The 21,407-nt window shown below is 34.6% G+C and carries 20 protein-coding genes and 2 tRNA genes; 8 read left to right on the top strand and 14 right to left on the bottom strand.

The window, feature by feature from the left end; all coding sequences use genetic code 11:
- Nucleotides 1-261: 261 nt before the first annotated feature.
- Nucleotides 262-774, bottom strand: a complete 513-nt coding sequence (gene def / locus A9G48_RS02465; protein WP_034947259.1) for a peptide deformylase — start codon at nt 772-774, stop codon at nt 262-264.
- Nucleotides 775-928: 154 nt separating this feature from the next.
- On the opposite strand from def, the gene dprA reads away from it, so the two are divergent.
- Nucleotides 929-2,029, top strand: a complete 1,101-nt coding sequence (gene dprA, locus A9G48_RS02460; protein WP_051825348.1) for a DNA-processing protein DprA — start codon at nt 929-931, stop codon at nt 2,027-2,029.
- A gap of 79 nt (nt 2,030-2,108) precedes the next feature.
- On the opposite strand, the gene rraA is transcribed toward dprA, so the two are convergent.
- The 5 genes from rraA to A9G48_RS02435 all read right to left on the bottom strand — a co-directional run bounded on the left by rraA (nt 2,109) and on the right by A9G48_RS02435 (nt 7,099).
- Nucleotides 2,109-2,600, bottom strand: coding sequence for a ribonuclease E activity regulator RraA (gene rraA, locus A9G48_RS02455; RefSeq protein ID WP_034947261.1), 492 nt, complete (start codon nt 2,598-2,600; stop codon nt 2,109-2,111).
- A gap of 89 nt (nt 2,601-2,689) precedes the next feature.
- Nucleotides 2,690-3,592 carry a 1,4-dihydroxy-2-naphthoate polyprenyltransferase gene (locus A9G48_RS02450; RefSeq protein WP_034947263.1) on the bottom strand — a complete coding sequence of 301 codons (903 nt, stop codon included), beginning with the start codon at nt 3,590-3,592 and terminating at the stop codon, nt 2,690-2,692.
- Nucleotides 3,593-3,829: 237 nt separating this feature from the next.
- Complete coding sequence (locus A9G48_RS02445; RefSeq protein ID WP_034947265.1) at nt 3,830-4,993, bottom strand: ABC transporter permease; 1,164 nt, start codon at nt 4,991-4,993, stop codon at nt 3,830-3,832.
- Complete coding sequence (locus A9G48_RS02440) at nt 4,986-6,146, bottom strand: ABC transporter permease (RefSeq protein WP_034947268.1); 1,161 nt, start codon at nt 6,144-6,146, stop codon at nt 4,986-4,988. The genes A9G48_RS02445 and A9G48_RS02440 overlap by 8 nt, the downstream gene beginning before the upstream one ends.
- On the bottom strand, nt 6,128-7,099 hold the full coding sequence (locus tag A9G48_RS02435) for an HlyD family secretion protein (protein WP_034947271.1): 972 nt from the start codon (nt 7,097-7,099) through the stop codon (nt 6,128-6,130). Before A9G48_RS02435 ends, A9G48_RS02440 begins: the two co-directional genes overlap by 19 nt.
- 341 nt (nt 7,100-7,440) lie before the next feature.
- On the opposite strand from A9G48_RS02435, the gene A9G48_RS02430 reads away from it, so the two are divergent.
- A complete protein-coding gene (locus tag A9G48_RS02430) occupies nt 7,441-8,718 on the top strand; it encodes an NAD(P)/FAD-dependent oxidoreductase (RefSeq protein ID WP_051825351.1) in 1,278 nt (425 codons plus the stop codon).
- A gap of 691 nt (nt 8,719-9,409) precedes the next feature.
- Here the strand turns inward: A9G48_RS02430 and rnhB are convergent.
- Genes rnhB through fabZ form a run of 4 tightly spaced genes read right to left on the bottom strand, consistent with a single transcriptional unit; the run spans nt 9,410 to nt 12,445 of the window.
- Nucleotides 9,410-10,003, bottom strand: a complete 594-nt coding sequence (gene rnhB / locus A9G48_RS02425; RefSeq protein ID WP_034947274.1) for a ribonuclease HII — start codon at nt 10,001-10,003, stop codon at nt 9,410-9,412.
- Between the two features lie 30 nt (nt 10,004-10,033).
- Entirely contained in the window at nt 10,034-11,176 is a 1,143-nt protein-coding gene (gene lpxB, locus A9G48_RS02420; RefSeq protein ID WP_034947277.1) for a lipid-A-disaccharide synthase, read from the bottom strand.
- Nucleotides 11,176-11,955, bottom strand: a complete 780-nt coding sequence (gene lpxA / locus A9G48_RS02415; protein WP_034947280.1) for an acyl-ACP--UDP-N-acetylglucosamine O-acyltransferase — start codon at nt 11,953-11,955, stop codon at nt 11,176-11,178. Before lpxA ends, lpxB begins: the two co-directional genes overlap by 1 nt.
- A gap of 43 nt (nt 11,956-11,998) precedes the next feature.
- Nucleotides 11,999-12,445 (bottom strand): 3-hydroxyacyl-ACP dehydratase FabZ, encoded by a 447-nt coding sequence (fabZ, locus tag A9G48_RS02410; protein WP_034947282.1) that lies wholly within the window; start codon nt 12,443-12,445, stop codon nt 11,999-12,001.
- 222 nt (nt 12,446-12,667) lie between these two features.
- On the opposite strand from fabZ, the gene fkpA reads away from it, so the two are divergent.
- From fkpA to tusC, 3 genes are read left to right on the top strand one after another with little or no spacing between them, the layout of a single operon-like run.
- Nucleotides 12,668-13,480, top strand: a complete 813-nt coding sequence (fkpA, locus tag A9G48_RS02405) for an FKBP-type peptidyl-prolyl cis-trans isomerase (protein ID WP_034947285.1) — start codon at nt 12,668-12,670, stop codon at nt 13,478-13,480.
- Between the two features lie 5 nt (nt 13,481-13,485).
- Nucleotides 13,486-13,851, top strand: coding sequence for a sulfurtransferase complex subunit TusD (gene tusD / locus A9G48_RS02400; protein ID WP_065575752.1), 366 nt, complete (start codon nt 13,486-13,488; stop codon nt 13,849-13,851).
- A 15-nt stretch (nt 13,852-13,866) separates the two neighbouring features.
- Nucleotides 13,867-14,220 carry a sulfurtransferase complex subunit TusC gene (gene tusC, locus A9G48_RS02395; RefSeq protein WP_034947288.1) on the top strand — a complete coding sequence of 118 codons (354 nt, stop codon included), beginning with the start codon at nt 13,867-13,869 and terminating at the stop codon, nt 14,218-14,220.
- Nucleotides 14,221-14,451: 231 nt separating this feature from the next.
- Here the strand turns inward: tusC and nagE are convergent, their stop codons facing one another.
- Nucleotides 14,452-15,981, bottom strand: a complete 1,530-nt coding sequence (gene nagE, locus A9G48_RS02390) for an N-acetylglucosamine-specific PTS transporter subunit IIBC (RefSeq protein ID WP_034947291.1) — start codon at nt 15,979-15,981, stop codon at nt 14,452-14,454.
- 254 nt (nt 15,982-16,235) lie between these two features.
- Here nagE and nagB point away from each other — a divergent pair, with 254 nt between their 5' ends.
- The 3 genes from nagB to A9G48_RS02375 are packed head-to-tail and all read left to right on the top strand — an operon-like array spanning nt 16,236 to nt 19,463.
- On the top strand, nt 16,236-17,042 hold the full coding sequence (gene nagB, locus A9G48_RS02385) for a glucosamine-6-phosphate deaminase (RefSeq protein ID WP_034947294.1): 807 nt from the start codon (nt 16,236-16,238) through the stop codon (nt 17,040-17,042).
- Between the two features lie 11 nt (nt 17,043-17,053).
- Nucleotides 17,054-18,196 (top strand): N-acetylglucosamine-6-phosphate deacetylase, encoded by a 1,143-nt coding sequence (nagA, locus tag A9G48_RS02380; protein WP_034947297.1) that lies wholly within the window; start codon nt 17,054-17,056, stop codon nt 18,194-18,196.
- Nucleotides 18,197-18,233: 37 nt separating this feature from the next.
- Nucleotides 18,234-19,463 carry an ROK family protein gene (locus A9G48_RS02375; protein WP_034947300.1) on the top strand — a complete coding sequence of 410 codons (1,230 nt, stop codon included), beginning with the start codon at nt 18,234-18,236 and terminating at the stop codon, nt 19,461-19,463.
- Nucleotides 19,464-19,513: 50 nt separating this feature from the next.
- Here A9G48_RS02375 and asd read toward each other — a convergent pair whose 3' ends face one another.
- The 3 genes from asd to A9G48_RS02360 all read right to left on the bottom strand — a co-directional run bounded on the left by asd (nt 19,514) and on the right by A9G48_RS02360 (nt 21,164).
- Nucleotides 19,514-20,617, bottom strand: a complete 1,104-nt coding sequence (gene asd / locus A9G48_RS02370) for an aspartate-semialdehyde dehydrogenase (protein WP_065575744.1) — start codon at nt 20,615-20,617, stop codon at nt 19,514-19,516.
- 362 nt (nt 20,618-20,979) lie between these two features.
- A tRNA-Pro gene (locus A9G48_RS02365) sits at nt 20,980-21,056 on the bottom strand.
- Nucleotides 21,057-21,088: 32 nt separating this feature from the next.
- Nucleotides 21,089-21,164, bottom strand: a tRNA-His gene (locus tag A9G48_RS02360).
- Nucleotides 21,165-21,407 lie beyond the last annotated feature (243 nt).

The following is a 21,407-nucleotide window of genomic DNA, read 5'->3' as shown; positions in this document are numbered from 1 at the left end:
TAATATTGCCTTTATAATATGTAATTCATTTGTGAAATAATAAAATTGATTATCGAAAAGTAATATGCCCTTTTTAAATAATCAAAGGAGTTAATCTTCGTCTTTAATTTAGTTCAATTCTACTATTTACGATAGGCAATAGCTGGGAATTTGTTAATTATCACAGCACTTATTTTGGAATAGTCTATAAAAGATATTTACGCGATAAGATAAAACCCATTTTTTAAAACCAGTTTAGATACCGCGTAAATTTTGATGATTTTATTTGCTTTTTTGCTCTTCACGAGTTAATTTTTTCATTTTTTGTTCAATGCGCTGGCGTTTTAATGGTGATAGATAATCAACAAAGAGCTTACCTTTTAAGTGATCCATTTCATGTTGAATACAAATCGCAAGCAATTCATCGGCTTCAATTTCGTAAGGTTTGCCATTACGATCGAGTGCTTTAATTTTGATTTTTTCAGCCCTTGGCACAAAACCTCGACAATCGGGTACCGATAAGCATCCTTCTTCAATACCTGTTTCACCTTCTTGGCTAATCACTTCTGGATTAATAATCACATAAACATGGCTTTTATCTTCTGTTACATCAATCACAATAATTTGTTCATGTATATTTACTTGTGTAGCTGCAAGCCCTATTCCATTTTCGGCGTACATGGTTTCAACCATATTATCAATAGTGGTTTGTAATTCTGGCGTAAACGCTGTAACAGGTTTTGCAATTTTGCGTAGTCGCTCATCAGGAAAACGTAATACTGGTAAAATAGCCATAAATTCTTCGATCTACTCCTCAAATGTTTGGGTTTTCAATATTGTGGACATTGTAAATGTTTATAGTGTCTGTGAATAGCCTTTGTTGGCTATTGATAATATTTATCTTATCAATTCAACCCCCATAATTATATTTGAATGATGAATAACAATAATGAGTAACTATGAATTTTTATTACGAATTTCAATGCTAGGGCAAGGTAAACTTGTAATTTTTAAAAAAATTAGCCAATTTTTTACAGCTGGTCTTCCAAAGAAGATAAAAAATGTTGATTTTATTTTGGATAAAATAGGGTTAAGCGAAACGCAAAAATTTTGCTTTTGGGATGTTTCTTATCTGCATTTTGAACCTATTCTGGACTGGTTATACAGTTCTGGCTTTCAAAAACACCTTATTGCTTACTGTGATGTTGATTACCCTTTATTACTTAAGCAGATCAAAGCCCCACCACTTTTGCTTTTTGTTATAGGCAATAAACAATTATTGCAAACACCGCAAATTGCTATGGTAGGCAGTCGCCAATTTAGTGAATATGGAGCACAATGGGGACGATTTTTTGCTAGCGAATTGGCCATTAATGGGTTAACTATCACAAGCGGTTTAGCATTAGGGCTAGATGCGATTTGTCATCGAGGAGCGCTTGAAGTATCTGGCAATACAATTGCGGTTTTAGGCAGCGGTGTTGCCAATATTGTGCCTAGAACAAATCTTAAACTTGCAAATGATATTTTGGCACAAAACGGCGCATTAGTGTCTGAGTTTTTACCTTTCAAGGAGGCAAGATCAGAATATTTTCCTAGGCGTAACCGTATTATTAGCGGATTGAGTTTGGGCACTTTTGTGATTGAAGCTTCGGAAAAAAGTGGATCGCTAATCACCGCACGTTATGCGCTTGAGCAAAATCGTGATGTGTTTGCCTTACCAGGGGAAATTGATAATGAAAATTGCCACGGCACCCATTATTTAATCAAGCAAGGGGCTTATTTAGTAACGCAACCAACCGATATTTTAGAACACTATTGCGGTTATTTGTCGATTAATAATAGTTCAACCAATCAATATACAGAATCAACACAGACTGTTTTGTACCCTGACATTTTTGCTGTGATTCATCATGAGCCAATCCCTGTTGATTTGATTGCTGAGCAGGTAAATTTATCAATAGCCGAGATAACCGTTAAATTGTTAGATATGGAACTAGCAGGATTAATTAAAACTGTTACAGGCGGTTATATTCGCAATCGAGTCATTTAAAAAATTTTTTTAAAAGCTTTAGAAAGATAGGCTGTTAAATATAAACTCCGCCGATAGACATCGGCGGTACAAACTATTTTTATTTATCTTCAATTTCTAGCGCAATTTCTGAAAGAATAATGCCTGTATTATCAGCATAGACAAAATCCCCCGAAAAGAAGGTTACACCGCCAAAATTAACTCTAATGTCTAGTTCACCAACCCCTTGATCTTCAGCTCCCACTGGAATTGCAGCTAATGCTTGTATTCCAATTTCAGCTTCAGCAAGGTAATCCACCTGTCGAACGGCACCATACACAATAATTCCTTCCCATTGATTTTGAACGGCAATATCGATTAGTTCTGCGTCAATTAATGCACGACGAACAGACCCCCCTCCATCAATAACAAGGATTTTACCTGATCCATTTGATTGTAAAATTTCATATAGTAACCCGTTATCTTCAAAACATTTCACTGTTACGGCCTGACCTGAAAATGATGCTACGCCACCAAAATTACTGAATATTGGTTCCACCACGTTAACATCTTCTGGGTAATAATCACAAAGAATTGAAGTATCAAACTCCATAGTCAAGTCTCCTTTAGCCTTCATATTTAAGTTTATCTAGTATAACCCCAACATTGAGTAACACGATATTAAATTTAAATAAACGTGAACTAGCTCAACATAATACCAGAACAATAAAGTAAATTAGTTAATAAAGCAAGCTTGACCATCTGCAACAATAAAGGTGTGGCATCTTTTGCTGTTTTAAACCGAAAAACAGCAAAAATATGTTTGATAAACAGTGGTGATATCAGCATAAATAGCCATGCCCAAATCGATTGTAATGTATGGTAAGCAAATAAACTAAAGCAGAATAATGCAGCTATTAATAAGATGAGATGATAAATCTGCCCTAGCTTTTTTCCTATTAATACAATTAAAGTTCGTTTATGATTTTTTTTGTCATTTTCAAGATCACGTAAATTGTTAATATTGAGTACTGCAACTGATAATAAACCACAACCTAATGCTGGAAATATAATAAAAAATGACAATGTTTTGGTTTGTAAGTAATAACTTCCTATTACGCCGATTAAACCAAAAAATATTAATACCGATAAATCACCAAGACCTATATATCCATAAGGCTTTTTACCAACAGTGTAAGTAATAGCAGCAATAATTGATAGTAATCCTAGCACGATAAAACCGTATAATTCGTACAGGGTGTTACAAGCAAGAGTGAGTAAACTTATTCCAGCAAAAACACATAATATTATGTTAATTTGTAAAGCAATTTTTAATTGCTTGAGGGTAATTAAACCTAGCTGAATTCCTCTAGCGTGTGCACTAAGATTTAGTTTGTCGGTCCCTTTAATGGCATCGCCATAATCATTAGCTAAGTTAGAAAGAATTTGCAATAACGAAGCTGTAATGATTGCCAGTAACATTATCCAAAAATTAAATTGATACTGCCAGTAAGCCAGTGCATTACCTACTACTATTGAACAAAGCGAAAGCGGTAGTGTTTTTAAGCGTAAACTGATCATCCATGGGTAATATTTCATGTACATTAATAATTTATTTAATTGAATAAAAATTTTTTAGCAATCATAACAGGAATAAAAACAAGGTTCACGCTATCAATAATGAAAATGCTATTTTATAAAAAGCGGTGATATTGGACGATGTTATTACTCTATTTCTATAAGATTGCTATGCTAATAATTACCGTTAACACTTCGAAGCACTGTTATTAAAACAATTTTTAAATTAGTGCTTATCATATATCGGTTGGAGATAATTAAACGTTACAATTTATCGATTGTTTTTTTCATGTAGTTTTCTTTTTTAAATAATCGGCGTGCTCGACCTTCTCTTAACGCTGAAATAAACAAACCTAATGCACTGTATATTATACCAAGTAAAAGTATCATAAAAATATTATATAAATTATCTGATAAGCCTAGCCCCATTTGGTTTACACCTGCAATCATGTTGGTTGCCCAAGTAGAAGGGAGTAAATAGGTGACAAATTGTACCCAATGTGGCATAGCATCAATTGGCCAAATCGTTCCTGAAAGGTAGAATACCGGTGTGGTCAAAAATGCTAATGTTAGGTAGATCATTTCAGTTCGACGTAAACATTCGGTTAATAATTTGCTTAATCCTAATGCGCCTAATAGTAAGGGGAAAGTCATGGTTAATATTTCAATGATACCAGCCAATTGTCGATAACCAAGTACCCAAGGCCATAAACCAAATAGCACAATAGATAAAAATAACCAGATTGGTAATAAACCACATAAGCTACCTAAAATTACAATTTTAGGCGGTCTACCTTGAGGTAAAGAGTTTAAGGTTATATTTATGCGTGTTGAAGCAATTAAAAAAGAGTGTTGTAATAGCATGACTAATAAGCCAGGAAAGGTAATAGCTGCAAAGCTTATTCCTGCATTGTAAAGAGGCTCAGTTTGTGCTTTTATTGGCGATAAAATAATTTTAATTTGCTCATCTGAAAATCCAGAATTACGCATTATTCGTGTGTTGTATTGGGTTAATATTTGTTGATAGATACCTTTAATATCCACTTGAATCAATCCATTTGCTAAACGGCTTGATGCATCACCATAAGCGGGAATAGTCACTTCTTCACCACTTAATAGTCGTTTTTCAAAATCTCTAGGTATTGTGATAACCGCAAAAAGCTTACGATTATTGATGTCATCATATGCTTGTAGCGAACTTTCGTAGATAATTGTGCCAATTTTAGAACTGGTTTCTAATGATCTTATTAAACCGCGGCTAGTCGGAGTGTGATCTTGATCAACAATCGCAACAGGTAAGTTAGTTATTGTGCCATTAATATAGACTAAGCTCATCAATGAAACAGATAATAGTAGTAGTAACCATATCGGTCGCATTAACATTAAAAAGAATATTTTTAAAAATGAAGACCAAAACATTTTAAGCATTTGATTTATCCTTTTGCTGTGAATGCAAACGCTTTACTAGCCGTTTTCTAACTAACACGGTAATAATGATTGGGTAGATCATTAATATACCACAGGTTTTAAACACAGATAGGTAATTCGAATGCCGTAAAAAGAGATCGAATAATTTGTTAAGCGCATAGGTTAATGGTTCGAGCGATGAAATAAATCTGGCTATCCAAGGCATTGAAAGTTCAGGCACTACAATACCTGAATAAGTTAAGGCAAGTCCAACCAGTATACCAATATAAGTATAGGCATCAATTGCGTTTTTGGTAAAAGTAAATAGTAAAATACCGATACTTTGTGCTGCAATCACATAGAAAAATACGACGGTCATCATGGCAAAAGGCGAACCAGATACTTTGGCGTGAGAAAGCACAACTAACAAGGCAATTTCGAAAATGAGCAACATTGTATACCAAATAGTATAAGGTGCTAATTTTCCTAATACAAAAGGGTAGTTTGCTCGTGTCCGTTTTGGTAATTGCGATAAAATATAAATTGTTGTTGTGATAACAAATAATTGTAATAAATGGACCACCGCTGAAAACTGCTGGAAATATAGAGAGTTACCACTTGCATTAAATAAACCATCATAATTAAAATTGACTTTCGCAAGTGGTGGAACTGGCAATCCAATACTGGTTGCCAATGTGGTTCGATACTGTGTATTTAATACTGCAATTAATCCCGAGTAATCCATAATAGAATATAACCCTGCGCTGTAATATAATGCATTATAATAAAGCATAGGTGTTGGTTGACGACCTGATAAGACATCCGCCTCGAAATTTGGTGGAATATATAATATGGCGTAAATTTTTGCTTTTTGTAAATCTCGTTCCGCTACTGAAAGTTGGTTATCATAATTGATAAGGTTTGCATGTGCTCCAGCATTAAGATTACGTACGATTTCGCGTGATAATGTGCTTTTGTCTTGGTCAATATAAGCAACAGGCAGATCAAACAATACACCTCGGTAGAAGATACTGCTAATTATGACGAAAATAAGCAGTGGTAAAATCCACATTAACCAATGAGAAGTAAATCGCTTAAATATTTGCAATACTTCTTGATTATATGCTGTTTTGAAACGATTCCAGAAATCTAACATTAATTGTCTAATTTCCATAAGGTGCTCATACCTGCACGTAAACCTTCAATATGGGTAAGCGGATATAGTCTAACTTCAAAGGTTTTTAAATCAAAATCACCTGTTGCTCGCGTTGCTCGTTTGGTCGCATAATCTCCCATTGGCGCAATATATCGAATTTCAGCTTCTATTTCTTTATTACCTAATGCTGGCACTTCAAGCTTAATGTGATCACCTTTATGTACGTTAGGCATAATATTTTCCCGAAGATTAAATACAAAGTAAGCATCTGGTAGGCGAATAACTGTTAATAATGGGCTATTAGCATTAAATAATTCACCAACTTCCGCAGGTATTGAACCAATTTCACCACCAACGGGAGCTTTAACTTGTAAATCATCATATTGAATTTGTAGCTGTTTAAGTTGTTCTTCGGCTTCTTTTAATTTTGCTGCGTAAATTTCACGCTGCTCAGTACGATCACCATTTTTAGCTTGATCTAAATTAGCTTGTGCTGATTGAACTTGTTGAAAGGCGGCATCACGAGTTTTTAACGCGCTATCTAATATGGATTGTGATACATAACCTTTAGCTGAGATAGCTTTGTTTCGATTATATTCTTTCAATGCATTTTCATAATTAACTTTCGCTTGTTCAAGTAGCGCTTCATAATAGCGAATGCTTTCTTCTCGTGTGCCATGATTAGATAACGCAACTTGAGCTTGGGCTTGTTCACATGCCGCTTCCGCTGCCTTGACTTGGGCTAATAACTCTGGGCTATCAAGTGTGATAAGAATATCATTAGGTTTAACATCATCTCCACGGTTAACATGGATAAGTTGTACACGACCTTTGGCTTTTGACGCAATACTAACATTAGGTGCGTCAACTTCACCTTGTAAAATAAGTTGGCTATTGTGTGAACGTATTAATATCGTCATGGAGATTAAAATAACGATTAATACAATACTAATAAAAGTTTTTTTATTCATAAAATTCTTTATAGAGTGATATTAAAAAGATAAGACATAGAGAATTAAGGCAATTCTATGTAGAATTAAAATAACATACGAGAAAATCCTTCCGTGCATTATACGAAAAGTGCCTTAATTGCACAAGTTAACCCATACTGAATTTAAAATTGGCACAATATTTATCCTATATTTAATCGATTGGAAGCAAACTTTGTTATTAAAATAAACTATTTTAATAATTGTAAATATGGATTTTAATAGTTTTTATTTATAAATGATATTAGTCAAAAGGCTATAGATAAAAACCTACTTATTTAGTATGATATTTATAATTGTGATTATAAGGTAGAAAGAAAAGTATGAAAAAAATAATTATTGTTGGCGGTGGTGCTGGTGGTTTTGAGTTAGCCACTGATCTTGGCAATAAATTGGGTAAAAATCAAGAAGTCCAAATTACGTTAATCGATAAAAATAGTTATCACATTTGGAAACCCCTTTTACATGAAGTTGCAACAGGCGTACTAGATGAACAAGTGGATAATATCTATTATGCAGCACAAGCCCTACAACATCATTTTCAATTCACACAAGGTGCCTTTACTAATATTGACCGCGATAATAAGCAAGTTGTTATCGTTGATTCTAATAATGAAACTATTTCTATTGCCTATGATATTTTAGTCATAGCAATAGGTAGTACTTCTAATGATTTTGGTACTCCAGGCGTTAAAGAACATTGTATCTTTTTGGACGATCAAAATGCAGCACTCCAGCTACGTGAGTTATTGTTATCAAAATTTGCTGATTTTTGCTCTAATACCAATAAGTTTGAAGACAAAATTCGTGTTGCCATTGTAGGCGGTGGTGCAACCGGTGTTGAATTAGCATCTGAGTTACCACATATGGTTGATGAATTTGGCACATGTCGACAAAATGGTATGTGCTCAGATCAATTAGATATATCAGTTATTGAAGCAACAGATCGTATTTTACCTGCTCTTCCTGAAAAAACTGCATTAAGTATTACCAAAACTTTAGAAAATCAAGGTATTCATGTGTTAACCAAAACGATGATTACTAAAGCAGAAAGAGATGGATTTTATCCCAAAGAAGGCGATACCATAAAAGCGGATATTATGATCTGGACAGCAGGTGTAAAAGCGCCTGATTATTTAAAAGAAATTGCAAGTTTAGAATCAAGCCGTTCTAATCAATTAGTAGTAAAACCAACATTACAAACAACACGTGATGATAACATTTTTGTTATTGGTGATTGTGCTTATGCTATGCAAGATTCAGGTCGTGCATCACCACCAACAGCACAAGCAGCTCATCAAATGGCTAAAATTTGTTGTAGCAATATTATCCGTATGATAAACAATCAACCAATGAAATCCTTTAAATATACCGATAATGGGACCATTATTTCATTGCATGATACAGCACAAGGTGTCATTAAATTAGCTGGTAAAAGTGAAATGGGTGTTAAAGGTTGGTTTGCAATGATAATTCATCGTTTATTATATCGCATGCATCAAGCAAACTTAATTGGTATTTTTAGAACAATTCGTTTTTCTTGTGCTAGTAAAGTAATGTACAAAACCAAATCTTCTTCTATTTTTACCAAAAGAAATTAGCCCTCACTTTCTATTATTAATAGCTACTTTGAATATGTATTTTTTGAAGTAGCTTTTTATATTTTCTGTAATATTGACTGTTTTTATCGGTAAGTTCAATGCATCCGATTTTAATGTTTATGTTGTTGTTAATAACTTTGATAACAAGTGTTGGTGATCAACCACAAAATAATGGGGGATTTGATTCTTTAATCTTCACAGTCAGGAAAGAGTAAAAATGTTGAACAAGAAAAAGACTCTCCTTATAGTTGTATAGGAATTATTTTTAATATAAATTAAAATGTTAGTTTCTCTAAATGGGAAGTAAAGGGATTTACAAGCCGCTAAAAAGCCGATTTCTCATGGAAAAATAAAAATTACATTATAAAACATTTAAAAACTCACAATTTATTTAATAATAAGATCACTAAATTCAAGAAAGTAGCAAGCACTTTTGAAGTGCAAGCCTTATGATATCTGGTTTAACTGGAAGAATAATTACATTTACTATTGTGAATTAGTATGGAAGGTTGATGATACGGATACTTAATCTAAAAATTGGTAAGTTGCAGACATTAAAGAATTTTACCTTTCACTTCCTGTAGTAAAGCAGAAAATAAAAGGACGCCATGGCAGTAAAATCCTCTTTTACCAAGAATCAGCTATTTCCCTTGTTTCAATGTTTAATTCGCCATGATTGATAACCATTAGTTTAACGTAATGATAATTTTTTTATTGGTGCAAAACTTTTTCGATATAAATGGTTTATGCCATGTGTTTCAATTGCCGCTAAATGCGCTTTTGTAGGATAGCCTTTATGCTGTGCAAGGCCATATTGTGGGTAAAGTTTACCTAACTCAACCATTTCACGATCACGTGTAACTTTAGCTAAAATAGACGCTGCACTAATTTCTGCTACTAATAAATCACCTTTAACAACGGCTTGGGTTTGTATACCAAAATCAGGACAACGGTTGCCGTCAACTAATACAAAGTTGGGCTTTACTTTCAATCCAATCACTGCTCGTTGCATAGCTAGCATGGTGGCATGTAAAATATTTAATTTATCTATTTCTTCAACGGAAGCCCTTGCAACACACCAAGCTAAGGCATTTTCTTTGATGATATCAAATAGTTGTTCACGTTTTTTTTCAGTCAATTTTTTAGAGTCCGTTAAACCAATTATTGGTTTATTGGGATCTAAAATCACTGCTGCGGTGACTACATCACCACAAAGTGGACCACGCCCAACTTCGTCAACACCAGCAATTAGTGTAGCATCAGGGTAAGTAAATTCTAATAACAAAGTAAATCCTCTAATATTACTCTACAGGTATTATTCTTTTAAAATATCCAATACAGCTTGTGCTGCTTGTTCATCAGCGTTACAACGGATTTGTTTATGCAATGTGAGAAAGGTATCTTTCAATGCTAAATTATCTTTCTCTAAAAAAGGGATAATATGGGTAACGATATTTTCTGGTGTGCAGTCTTGTTGTAGCAATTCGGGCACAATCTGTTTACCTGCTAAAATATTAGGTAAAGACACGTAAGGCGTTTTAATTAATTTTTTAGCTAGCCAAAAAGTGAATGCTTTCATTTTGTAGCCAACCACCATTGGGCACTTAGCTAACATGCATTCTAATGCTACAGTCCCTGATGCTAAGATTGCGGCATTACTAGCAATCATTGCTTCACGAGCTTGTCCGTCTAATAGTTGCATTTTAAGTTCTGGTGCAACTTGTGCTTTAATTTGTTCAAACTCTTTTCGCCTTTTAGCATTAACTAGAGGTACCACAATATGCAAATCCGAATAACGCTTATGCAATAATTGAGCTGCTTTTAAAAATGGTTCTGATAATAAAGTGACTTCAGCATGACGGCTACCTGGCAATAAAACTAAACAACGACAATTGATTGGAACGCCTAATTGTTGACGCATAGCGGTTTGATCTGGTTTTAATGGAATATCATCTGCCATTTTATGACCAATGAAACGACATGGCACATTAAACTTGTCATAAAATACCTTTTCAAATGGAAGAAAAGCTAAAATAAGGTTGGTATTACGTTTTATTTTAAAAACGCGCTTTTGCTTCCAAGCCCAAACTGATGGGCTAACATAATGAATCGTTTTTATGCCTGCTCGCTTTAATTTTCCTTCTAACGGAAGATTAAAATCTGGGGCATCAATACCAATAAATATATCAGGTTTAAGTGCTATTAAACGCTCGGTAATATCTTTGCGAATTGCTAAGATCCGGCGTAATCGGCCTAGTACCTCAATAATCCCCATAACGGATAATTCATCCATTTCATACCAAGCTTGACAGCCTTCGGCTTGCATTTTAGGACCAGCAATACCCACAAAGTGAATATTTGGATAATGTTTTTTTAGTGCAAGAATCAATCCTGCACCAAGAATATCGCCAGAGGCTTCTCCTGCAATGATCGCAATTGTTAACGGTTTATTTGTCATTAACGGATAATGCCGCGTGTTGAACGTGCAAAAAAGTCAATAAATAGTTTAATTTCTGGGTATTGCTTAGCAATAGTTTCAATTTCAATTTTTGCATCGTCTAACATTAAACCATTCCTATAAAGAATTTTATAAGCACTGCGTATGGCTTGTAATGCTTCCTTGCCAAACCCTCTGCGTTTTAAACCTTCGTAATTTACGCCATGTGGCGTTGCATGATTGCCTTGTGCAATAACATAAGGGGGAACATCTTGTGCAACACCAGAACAGCCACCAACCATAACATGGGCTCCAATTACACAAAACTGATGTACCGCAGTCATACCACCAATAATGACATAATCATCTAGTTGAACATGCCCTCCAAGAGTAGCGTTATTAGCTAAAATGCAGCGATTACCAACATGGCAATCATGTGCAATATGCGAATTAATCATCAAGAGATTATCGCTACCAATACGGGTTAACTCCCCTCCTTGTACTGTTCCACGATGGATAGTCACGCTTTCGCGAATCATATTGCGATCACCGATTTCAGTACGTGTTGGTTCACCTCGATATTTCAGATCTTGGTTAACTTCTCCGATGGAAGTGAATTGATAAATTTGATTATCCTTGCCAATTTTGGTGTGTCCGTTGATAACAACGTGTGACTTTAAAAACGTCCCGTCACCAATTTCAACATTTTCACCAATAAAGCAGAAAGGACCAATTTTGACGTTATCGCCAATTTTCGCACCTTTCTCAATCACTGAACTTGGATGTATTTCCGTTGCCATAGTGTTTCCTTGAAACTGCTTTTAGGATATTTTTAAAATAATATTATTTGCGAGCACACATCATTTCAGCTTCGCAAACCAAATTACCATCAACGGTGGCAACACCATGGAATAATGCAATACCTCGGCGCTCTTTAATATATTCAACATCAAGTATAATCTGATCACCTGGCACAACAGGCCGTTTAAAACGTGCTTTATCAATTGAAGCAAAATAATAAAGTTGCCCTGGTGATAGTTCTTCGATGCTTTTAAATGCCAATATACCTGTCGCTTGTGCCATGGCTTCTAAAATTAATACACCAGGAAAAACCGGTTTATTCGGGAAATGTCCCTGAAAGAAAGGTTCATTAACGGTGACATTTTTTATTGCCTTTAATGTTTTACCTTTTTCATAACTAATCACGCGATCGACCATCAAAAAAGGATAACGATGCGGTAATAAACTAATGATTTCTTCAATATCAAGGGTATTAAGTTCGGTAGTCAAAATAGCTATCCTTATATATTACTGTAAACTTTATACATTATAACTGAGGATAGCTATTTCACTCAAGAATGATTTAAGCACTGCAATCTATTTAATTGAAAACGTTAATAATATGTTAAAATAAATTTATTGCATAAATGATTGGTAAACGCTATATAATAGTATATAAAATATTATATAATAAAAAATTATTAGCCAGATTTTCAACTAGGAGAATTAAAAATGAAATCATTGATAAAAATAACATTACTAAGTAGTGCAATCATGTTAGCTTTAGCTGGATGTAATGAAAAAAATAAATTTGAAAATAAACATTTACCAGTAACTAGTCAAAGCACTACAAGTAATACTGCATTTTCAACTGATGCTCAAAAAGAAGCTTATGCATTAGGTTCTTCATTTGCTACCTATTTGAAAGGAAATCTAGAAAACGAACAAATTAACATTGATACTGATTATGTAGTTAATGGGTTTAACGAGACATTTCGCGGTGAATCTCGATTAACGAAAGATGAAATCCAATCAATTCTGGCGCAATTTGGTCAACGTCTTCAACAAGAAGCAACTGCACGTTTTGAAAAACAAAAAGCAGAAAATACAGCTAATGGTGAAAAATTTCGTACAAACTTTGCCAAACAACAGGGGGTAAAAAAAACCAAGTCTGGCCTACTTTATCAGATTGTTAAAGATGGTTCTGGTCCTCACCCAACTGCTGACGACACCGTTATTGTTCACTACACAGGCACACTAATTGATGGACGTAAATTCGATAGCTCTTATGACCGTGGTGAAACAGCAAAATTCCCACTTAATACTGTAATCAAAGGTTGGGTAGAAGGAATTCAACTCGTTGGTGTCGGTGGAAAAATTAAATTAGTTGTCCCTCCAGAATTAGCTTATGGTGATCAAAATATTCCTGGTCTAGGCGATAAAGCTGGTATTCAACCTGCTTCTACATTAGTTTTTGAAGTTGAACTCATTGGCATTGAGAATCAAAATACAAAATCATCTCAATCAACAAAATCAGCTAAATAATTTTGATTAGTTCACTTACCTATACGTTGGTTGTTACGGGTCCTGCCTATGGGACCCAATCTGCTTATTGTGCATATCAATTTGCACAAGCATTACTAACAAACACAATGCATAAAATTAAAAATATCTTTTTTTATGCAGATGGTATATATAATGGGAATCGGTTTACTGAGCCCGCTAATGATGAGTTTGATTTAGTTAAGGCATGGCAGGAACTAGCAAGCAAGTATTCTATCACGTTAACAATTTGTATCGCTGCAGCGCAACGACGTGGCGTCATCGAAAGTAATCTTGCCGATCACTTTGAGTTAACAGGTCTTGGTGAATTAAGCGAATCGATTGCAACGACGGATAGAACGATTCAATTTTAAAATTAAGGCACTCAAATGAAAAAAGTGGCGATTATTATTAGTGCTCCCCCTCATGGAAATGCCAAAGGTCGAGAGGCACTCGATCTTGCTTTAGCTATGTCAGATATTAATCAGGTATCAGTATTTTTTATTGGCGATGGAGTGTTTCATCTGCTACCGGATCAAAAACCGCAGCAAATTTTAATGCGTGACTATATTGCCACATTTAACATGCTTGAACTTTATGATATTGATGATGTGTATGTATGTGAAGACTCACTTAAAATTAGAAATATTAACAAAATGACTCGAAATATTCCTAGCAAAATGATTACTCCCCAAGCAATAGCTCAATTATTAACCATTCAAGATGTAATTTTACGGCTTTAATTTAAAACTAAAGTTTATCTTTAGGATATATAATATTTCTCTCTTAGGAAAAACTTCGAACAAAAATATAAAAGAGTGCTAATAATTTTAAGTAAGGTTCATATAATCCATTTAGTTGAATTATATGCTAAATATATGGATGCAATAAATAATCCACCCTATTTTCAACAATATTGCTTTAACAGAGCGGATTATTATCGTGCTAAGTAATGACTAATTTATTCCAATTAATTAGACTAACTTTTTCATTTGATCTGCTATTTTTTCTGCTTGCGTTCCAACAACAATTTGCACGCCCGTTTTACCTAATTTAATAACAGCCATTGCCCCAAGTGCCTTGGCTGCTTGTTCATCAATAAGATCAGAATTATTTACACCTAAACGCAACCGTGTAATACAAGAGTCAATATTAGTTAGATTTTCTTTGCCACCCACAATATTTAAATATTGTTCAGCAAGCTTAGTTGTATCACCAACAATTTGTTTTTTCTGGGTTTGTTCAGTTGATGAAACCGTAGTATCTTCATCTTCACGACCCGGTGTTTTAAGGTTGAATTTTACAATTACAAAACGGAATACTAAATAGTAGACCGCAAAGAATACTAAACCTTGAAAGATTAACATATACCAATGGACAGCAAGGGGATTAACTGATTGAAGTACCATATCAATCAGACCTGCACTAAAACCAAATCCACATATCCATTGCATTGCGGCTGCAATATAAAGTGAGATACCCGTTAAAACCGCATGTAAAAAATAAAGTACTGGCGCAACAAACATAAAGGCAAATTCTAGTGGTTCAGTAATACCAGTAAAAAATGCAGCAATAGAAGCCGCAAACATGATTGATGCAGTTTTATCTTTGTTGCTTTTTTTAGCCGTATGGTACATAGCTAGTGCGGCACCAGGCAGACCAAACATCATAACAGGGAAAAATCCAGCCTGATAACGTCCAGTAACACCTACAACGGCATTACCCTCATTAATAGAGGTTTGTCCACCTATGAAATAAGGAATATCGTTGATACCAGCCACGTCAAACCAGAATACTGAGTTTAAAGCATGGTGTAAACCAACAGGAATAAGTAAGCGGTTAAAAAACCCATAAATACCAGCACCAATAGATCCTAATTCTTTAATATATTTACCAAAAGTAACTAGTACATCATAAATAGTTGGCCAAATAAAATATAAAACAGCTGAAACTAACAGCATGACAACCGAGACAACAATAGGTACTAGTCTTTTTCCACTAAAGAAAGATAGTGCTTTATGTAATTCAACCTGGCTAAAGCGATTATAAAGTTCAGCAGCAATAATACCAACAAGAATACCAATAAATTGGTTGTTGATGCTATTAAAAGCAGGCGGCACTAGTTTTTGCCAATCTTTAACGATCTCTGTGTCTATTCCCTGAAAGAAAGCAATAGATTTCGGTGATAATAAGGTAGTTATAATTAAAAAGCCTACTAAACCAGAAAGTGCAGCTGCACCATCTTTATCTTTAGACATACCATAAGCCACACCAATAGCAAAAAGTATTGGCATATTACTAAGAATCGCACTACCAGATGTCATTAAAAATTTAGCAACAATACTAGCATCCCATTCCATAAGTCCAAATAAGTTTATATGACTAATCCATTCCATATGACTAATCCACTGACCAATCCCTAGTAATATTGCAGCAGCAGGTAGGACGGCCACTGGCACCATAAGCGAACGCCCGATACGTTGCATATAAGCTAAAATTCCCATAAGTTTAACCTCATATAGTTATTAGGGGGTATATAATAAAAAGTAATAAAATTTTACATCTTTAAGCGATGATAATTAAGTATTATTATTTCAATCTATATTATTTATTTTACTTCGCAAATTAATTATTCATTTTATGTGATTTTAATCACGATTTTTTTTGATTATTTATTTTAATATAGTAATATTAAGCAAACATTTTTTACTTAAAAAAAAAAGAAGTTATTTAATTATATCAGATGAAGGAGTATTTCATGAGGTTAATTCCTTTACAAAATGCCAAAGAAGTGGGGGCTTGGGTTGCAGAGCGTATTGTTAATAAAATTAATCAATTTAACCCAACAGCAGATCGTCCATTTTTATTAGGTTTACCGACAGGAAGCTCACCTCTAGTTATGTATCAGCAATTAATTAAACATTATAAAGCTGGTAATGTTAGTTTTAAACATGTAGTGACTTTTAATATGGATGAATATGTTGGGATTCCAGAAGATCACCCTCAAAGTTATCACACATTTATGTACGAAAATTTCTTTAATCATATTGATATTGATAAAAACAACATCCATATATTAAATGGCAATGCTCCAAATATTGATGAAGAATGCCGTCAATATGAAGCTAAGATCAGAGCTTATGGCAAAATCAATATTTTCGTTGGGGGTGTTGGGCAAGATGGGCATATTGCTTTTAATGAACCAGGCTCATCTCTTTGTTCTCGTACTCGTATTAAAACGTTAACAGAAGATACTCGTATTGCAAATTCTCGTTTCTTTGATAATGATGTAAATCAAGTTCCAAAACATGCACTGACTATTGGTGTTGCAACTTTAATGGATGCACAGGAAGTCATTTTATTAGTTTGTGGTCATAACAAGAGCTTAGCTCTTCAGGCTGGTGTTGAAGGCTCTATTAATCACCTTTGGACAGTAACTGCGCTTCAAATGCATCCAACATCAATTATTGTTTGTGATGAACCAAGTACGGATGATCTTAAAGTAAAAACGTTAAAATATTTTAAACAAATGGAAGCTGATAACCTTAAAGTAACCATTTTATAAAGGATAAATCAATGTACGCATTAATAAATTGTCGTATTTATACTGGTTATGAGATTCTTGAAAATCACGCTGTTATTATTGACGGCGATAAGATTGCAAAAATCTGTAAACAAAACGAATTACCTTCAGATATCACTATTGAAAATTTACAAGGCGCAATGCTTTCTCCAGGTTTTATTGATATTCAAGTCAATGGTTGTGGAGGTGTACAATTCAATGAGACGCTCGATGCATTAAGTGTTGAAACGTTAGAAGCAATGCAGGCAACAAACCTTATTTATGGCTGTACTAGCTATTTGCCTACATTAATTACCTCAACTGATGAATTTATGATAAAAGCTGTTAAGGTTATGCGTGAATATTTAGCCACACATCCAAATCAGGCCTTAGGTTTGCATCTGGAAGGACCTTATATTAGCCCTGAAAAGAAAGGCATTCATGACGAAAACATCATTCGTCAACCTTCTCAAAAAATGATTGATTTCCTTTGCGAAAACGCAGATGTAATAAAAATTATCACGTTAGCACCAGAACGAGTTGAAAGTCATATTATCAAACAACTAGTAAATGCAGGTATTCATGTATCGGTTGGTCATTCTAATGCACATTATGATGATTGTCGTCGTGGATTTAATGATGGTATCCGTTTGGGGACTCACCTATTTAATGCAATGCCTTATATTTCTGGGCGTGAACCAGGTGTAGTTGGAGCAATTTATGACGAGCCAGAAGTTTATGTGGGCGTTATTGCTGATGGTCAGCATGTTAGTTGGGCAAATATTCGTAATAGCCACAAAATTAAACAAGATCGTTTGATTTTAATTACCGATGCAATGCTACTTGCTGGATCCAATTTAGAGTCAGCAGTATTTGCAGGTAAAACTATTTATTATAAAGATGGGCGATGCGTTGATAAAAATGGCACATTAGGTGGTTCGTCCTTAACCATGATTGAAGCTGTAAAAAATGTAGTTGAATATGTTGGGATCGCCTTAGATGAAGCATTAAGAATGGCAACCCTTTACCCAGCCAAAGCAATTGGTGTTGATAAAAAACTTGGAACCATAAGTGAAGGGAAAATTGCCAACCTTGTTGTATTTCGTCACGATTTTACAATCGTTAAAACGGTTGTTAATGGAAAAATGAGTCATTAGAATGTAATGATAATTAATGAAAATTTTGAGATAAAGTATGTCATTTAATTATCTACACTTAGTCGGAAATGCTGAACTTATCAAACAGCTAAATTATGCTATGATTTATCGTTTGATTGTTCAGCAAGCTCCGATTTCTCGTATCCAGCTTGCTGAAATAAGCCAATTAGCACCAGCCAGTATCACAAAAATCACCCGACAGCTGATTAAAAATGAACTAATTAAAGAAGTCAATACTCAACAATCGACCGGTGGTCGACCTGCGGTATCAATACAAGCTAAATTCAGTCATTATCAAGCGATTGGCATTCAATTAAGTCGTTCTCATGTAACCATTGAACTTTATGATCTTGGAGCTAACAGCTTAGCATTAGAAATCCATCCGCTTACTACCTTTGAACAGAAGCTTGCACAGGAATATTTAATTGGATTAATTGAACAATTTATTCAAAAAAAGGGGAAACAAATTAAGCATCTTGTTGCTATCTCGGTTGTGCTTCCTGGTTTGATTGATTCAGTGCGTGGTATCATTCGTTATATGCCCCATATTCAAGTTAACGCATGGTATTTAGCTGAAATATTACAAAAGCAGTTTAATGTTTCTATATTTCTTGGTAATGATATTCAAAGTTTAGCATTAGCTGAAAGTTATTTCGGCTCGACACAAGGTGTTGATGACTCGATTTTAATAAGAGTTCATCGTGGTGTAGGCTCAGGCGTTATTGTTAATCAACAACTGCTAACTAATCATAATCAAAGCGCTTGTGAAGTCGGACACATTCAAGTCGATCCATTAGGTGAACGTTGCCATTGTGGTAACTTTGGTTGTTTAGAAAACCGCGTAGTCAATAAAGCCATTGAACACCGAGCTAGGCTAATGATTAAGCAAGGCTATGTATCCAAATTAACAGTTGAGCACTGTGACATTAATCATATCTGCCGACATGCAAATCAAGGAGATGCATTAGCTATAAAACTGATCAAAGATGCGGGTGAAAACCTTGGTAGAGCGATTGCAATTATGGTTAACATCTTCAATCCTCAACGAATCGTGCTAGCAGGAGAACTCACTAAATCGCCAGAAATACTATTAAATGCGGTAACTAGTTCATTAAACACTCAAAGCTTGGAAGAACTACGCAAAAACCTTACCATTACTTGCTCATCACTTAACGATAGATCAGCGATTGGTGCATTTGCACTAGTGCAGCAAGCTTTATTTAATGGATCATTATTAATGGCATTATTGGACGATAAAGAACAGTAGTTTATTAGAATAAAAATACAGCCCGATAAATCGAGCTTTTTTATTCTAATTTACGCTAAAATACGCAACATTCTACGTAATGGTTCTGCCGCCCCCCATAATAATTGATCACCAACAGTAAAAGCAGAAAGGTAATCTTTGCCCATATTCAATTTACGTAAGCGCCCAACAGGTGTTGTTAAAGTACCTGTTACTGCTGCAGGGGTAAGTTCACGCATCGAAAGATTACGATCATTCGGCACAACTTTTACCCAATCATTATGAGCAGCAAGCAGCTTTTCAATTTCAGAGACGCTAATATCTTTTTTCAATTTAATAGTAAAAGCTTGGCTATGACAACGTAGTGCTCCAATACGAACACAAAGTCCATCAACCGGAATAATTTGACTGGTACCTAAAATTTTATTGGTTTCTGCCTGCCCTTTCCATTCTTCTTTGCTTTGACCATTATCAAGCGCCTTATCAATCCAAGGAATTAAACTTCCTGCTAATGGCACACCGAAATTATCAGTTGGTAAACTACCATCACGCATTTTTTGGGTCACTTTTCTCTCAATATCTAAAATAGAAGAATGAGAATCTTGTAGTTCTTTGGCAACCTCTGCGTTTAATACTCCCATTTGGGTAAGTAACTCTCGCATATGACGAGCACCACCGCCCGAGGCGGCTTGATAAGTTGAAACAGAGATCCACTCAATTAAGTTTTCAGAAAATAAACCACCGAGTGACATTAACATTAAACTCACCGTACAGTTGCCACCCACGAAAGTTTTGATGCCTTTATTTATCGCTTCATGAATATTAGCTTTATTGACTGGGTCAAGAACGATAATGGCATCATTTTCCATTCGTAGTGTTGATGCTGCATCTATCCAATACCCTTGCCATCCTGTCGCACGTAATTTTTTATAGACTATGGAGGTATAATCCCCACCTTGGCAAGTAACTATAATATCTAATGCTTTTAAGGCATCAATATTATTAGCATTTTGTAATATTCCTACTTTACCACTAAATGTAGGAGCGGCCTGACCCGCTTGAGAAGTAGAAAAAAAGATAGGGTTAATATGATCAAAATCATGTTCTTCAATCATACGTTGCATAAGAACCGAGCCTACCATTCCACGCCAACCAACAAAACCAACATTTTTCATAATGTATTTCCAAAAGTAGAGGTTATATGAAGAGATATTTTCTATTAAAGCAAAATATCACCATAAAACAAGTTAGATAAGAATTATTTTTGTTGATAAGAAAATGATAACGTGGCGTTATATAATTTTAGATTTTCATCTTTAATGCATTATTTAATGCATTAAAATTGCGATTATAGTTAGCAATCCATGAATTATGGAATAAGCAAAATTAAGGAAATATGATCCTATCATGACAATCAAATTTTTTTTGGGGGGAGGGTAAATGAACCAGAAAGATCGACTCGATTTATTATCAGCTCTAATAGTTTACAAACCAGGCAATAAAGATTCCTGCTCTAAAATAGGTTTTTATTTAAAATTGGTCGGCGAGAGAGGATTCGAACCTCCGACCCACTGGTCCCAAACCAGTTGCGCTACCAAGCTGCGCTACTCGCCGTTAGATACCATTTACGCTATGCATAAATAAAATGGGGTGGCTAATGGGACTCGAACCCACGACAACTGGAATCACAATCCAGGGCTCTACCAACTGAGCTATAGCCACCGTAGAAGTAGGACGAAATATTACGCATAAAAAATAATATTGTCCAGAAGATTTTTTAAAAAACTTACTAATTGATTATATAAAAACCGGTTAAACATTTAGCTAGCCATCATGTTTTTTATAAATCAAGGTTTATGTGACATTATATTAATAGGTTATTTATCGATTACTTTCGTCCTGTTATTCACAATCCCTCTTTAAATGATTAATTGAAGCTTCCACTTTATTATGAATAATGCTTTG

The organism is Gilliamella sp. wkB18 (assembly GCF_001690875.1).
GTDB lineage: Bacteria > Pseudomonadota > Gammaproteobacteria > Enterobacterales > Orbaceae > Gilliamella > Gilliamella apicola_A.
The sequence above is the reverse complement of the archived record's forward strand: the minus strand, read 5'-3'. Positions and strand labels throughout refer to the sequence as shown.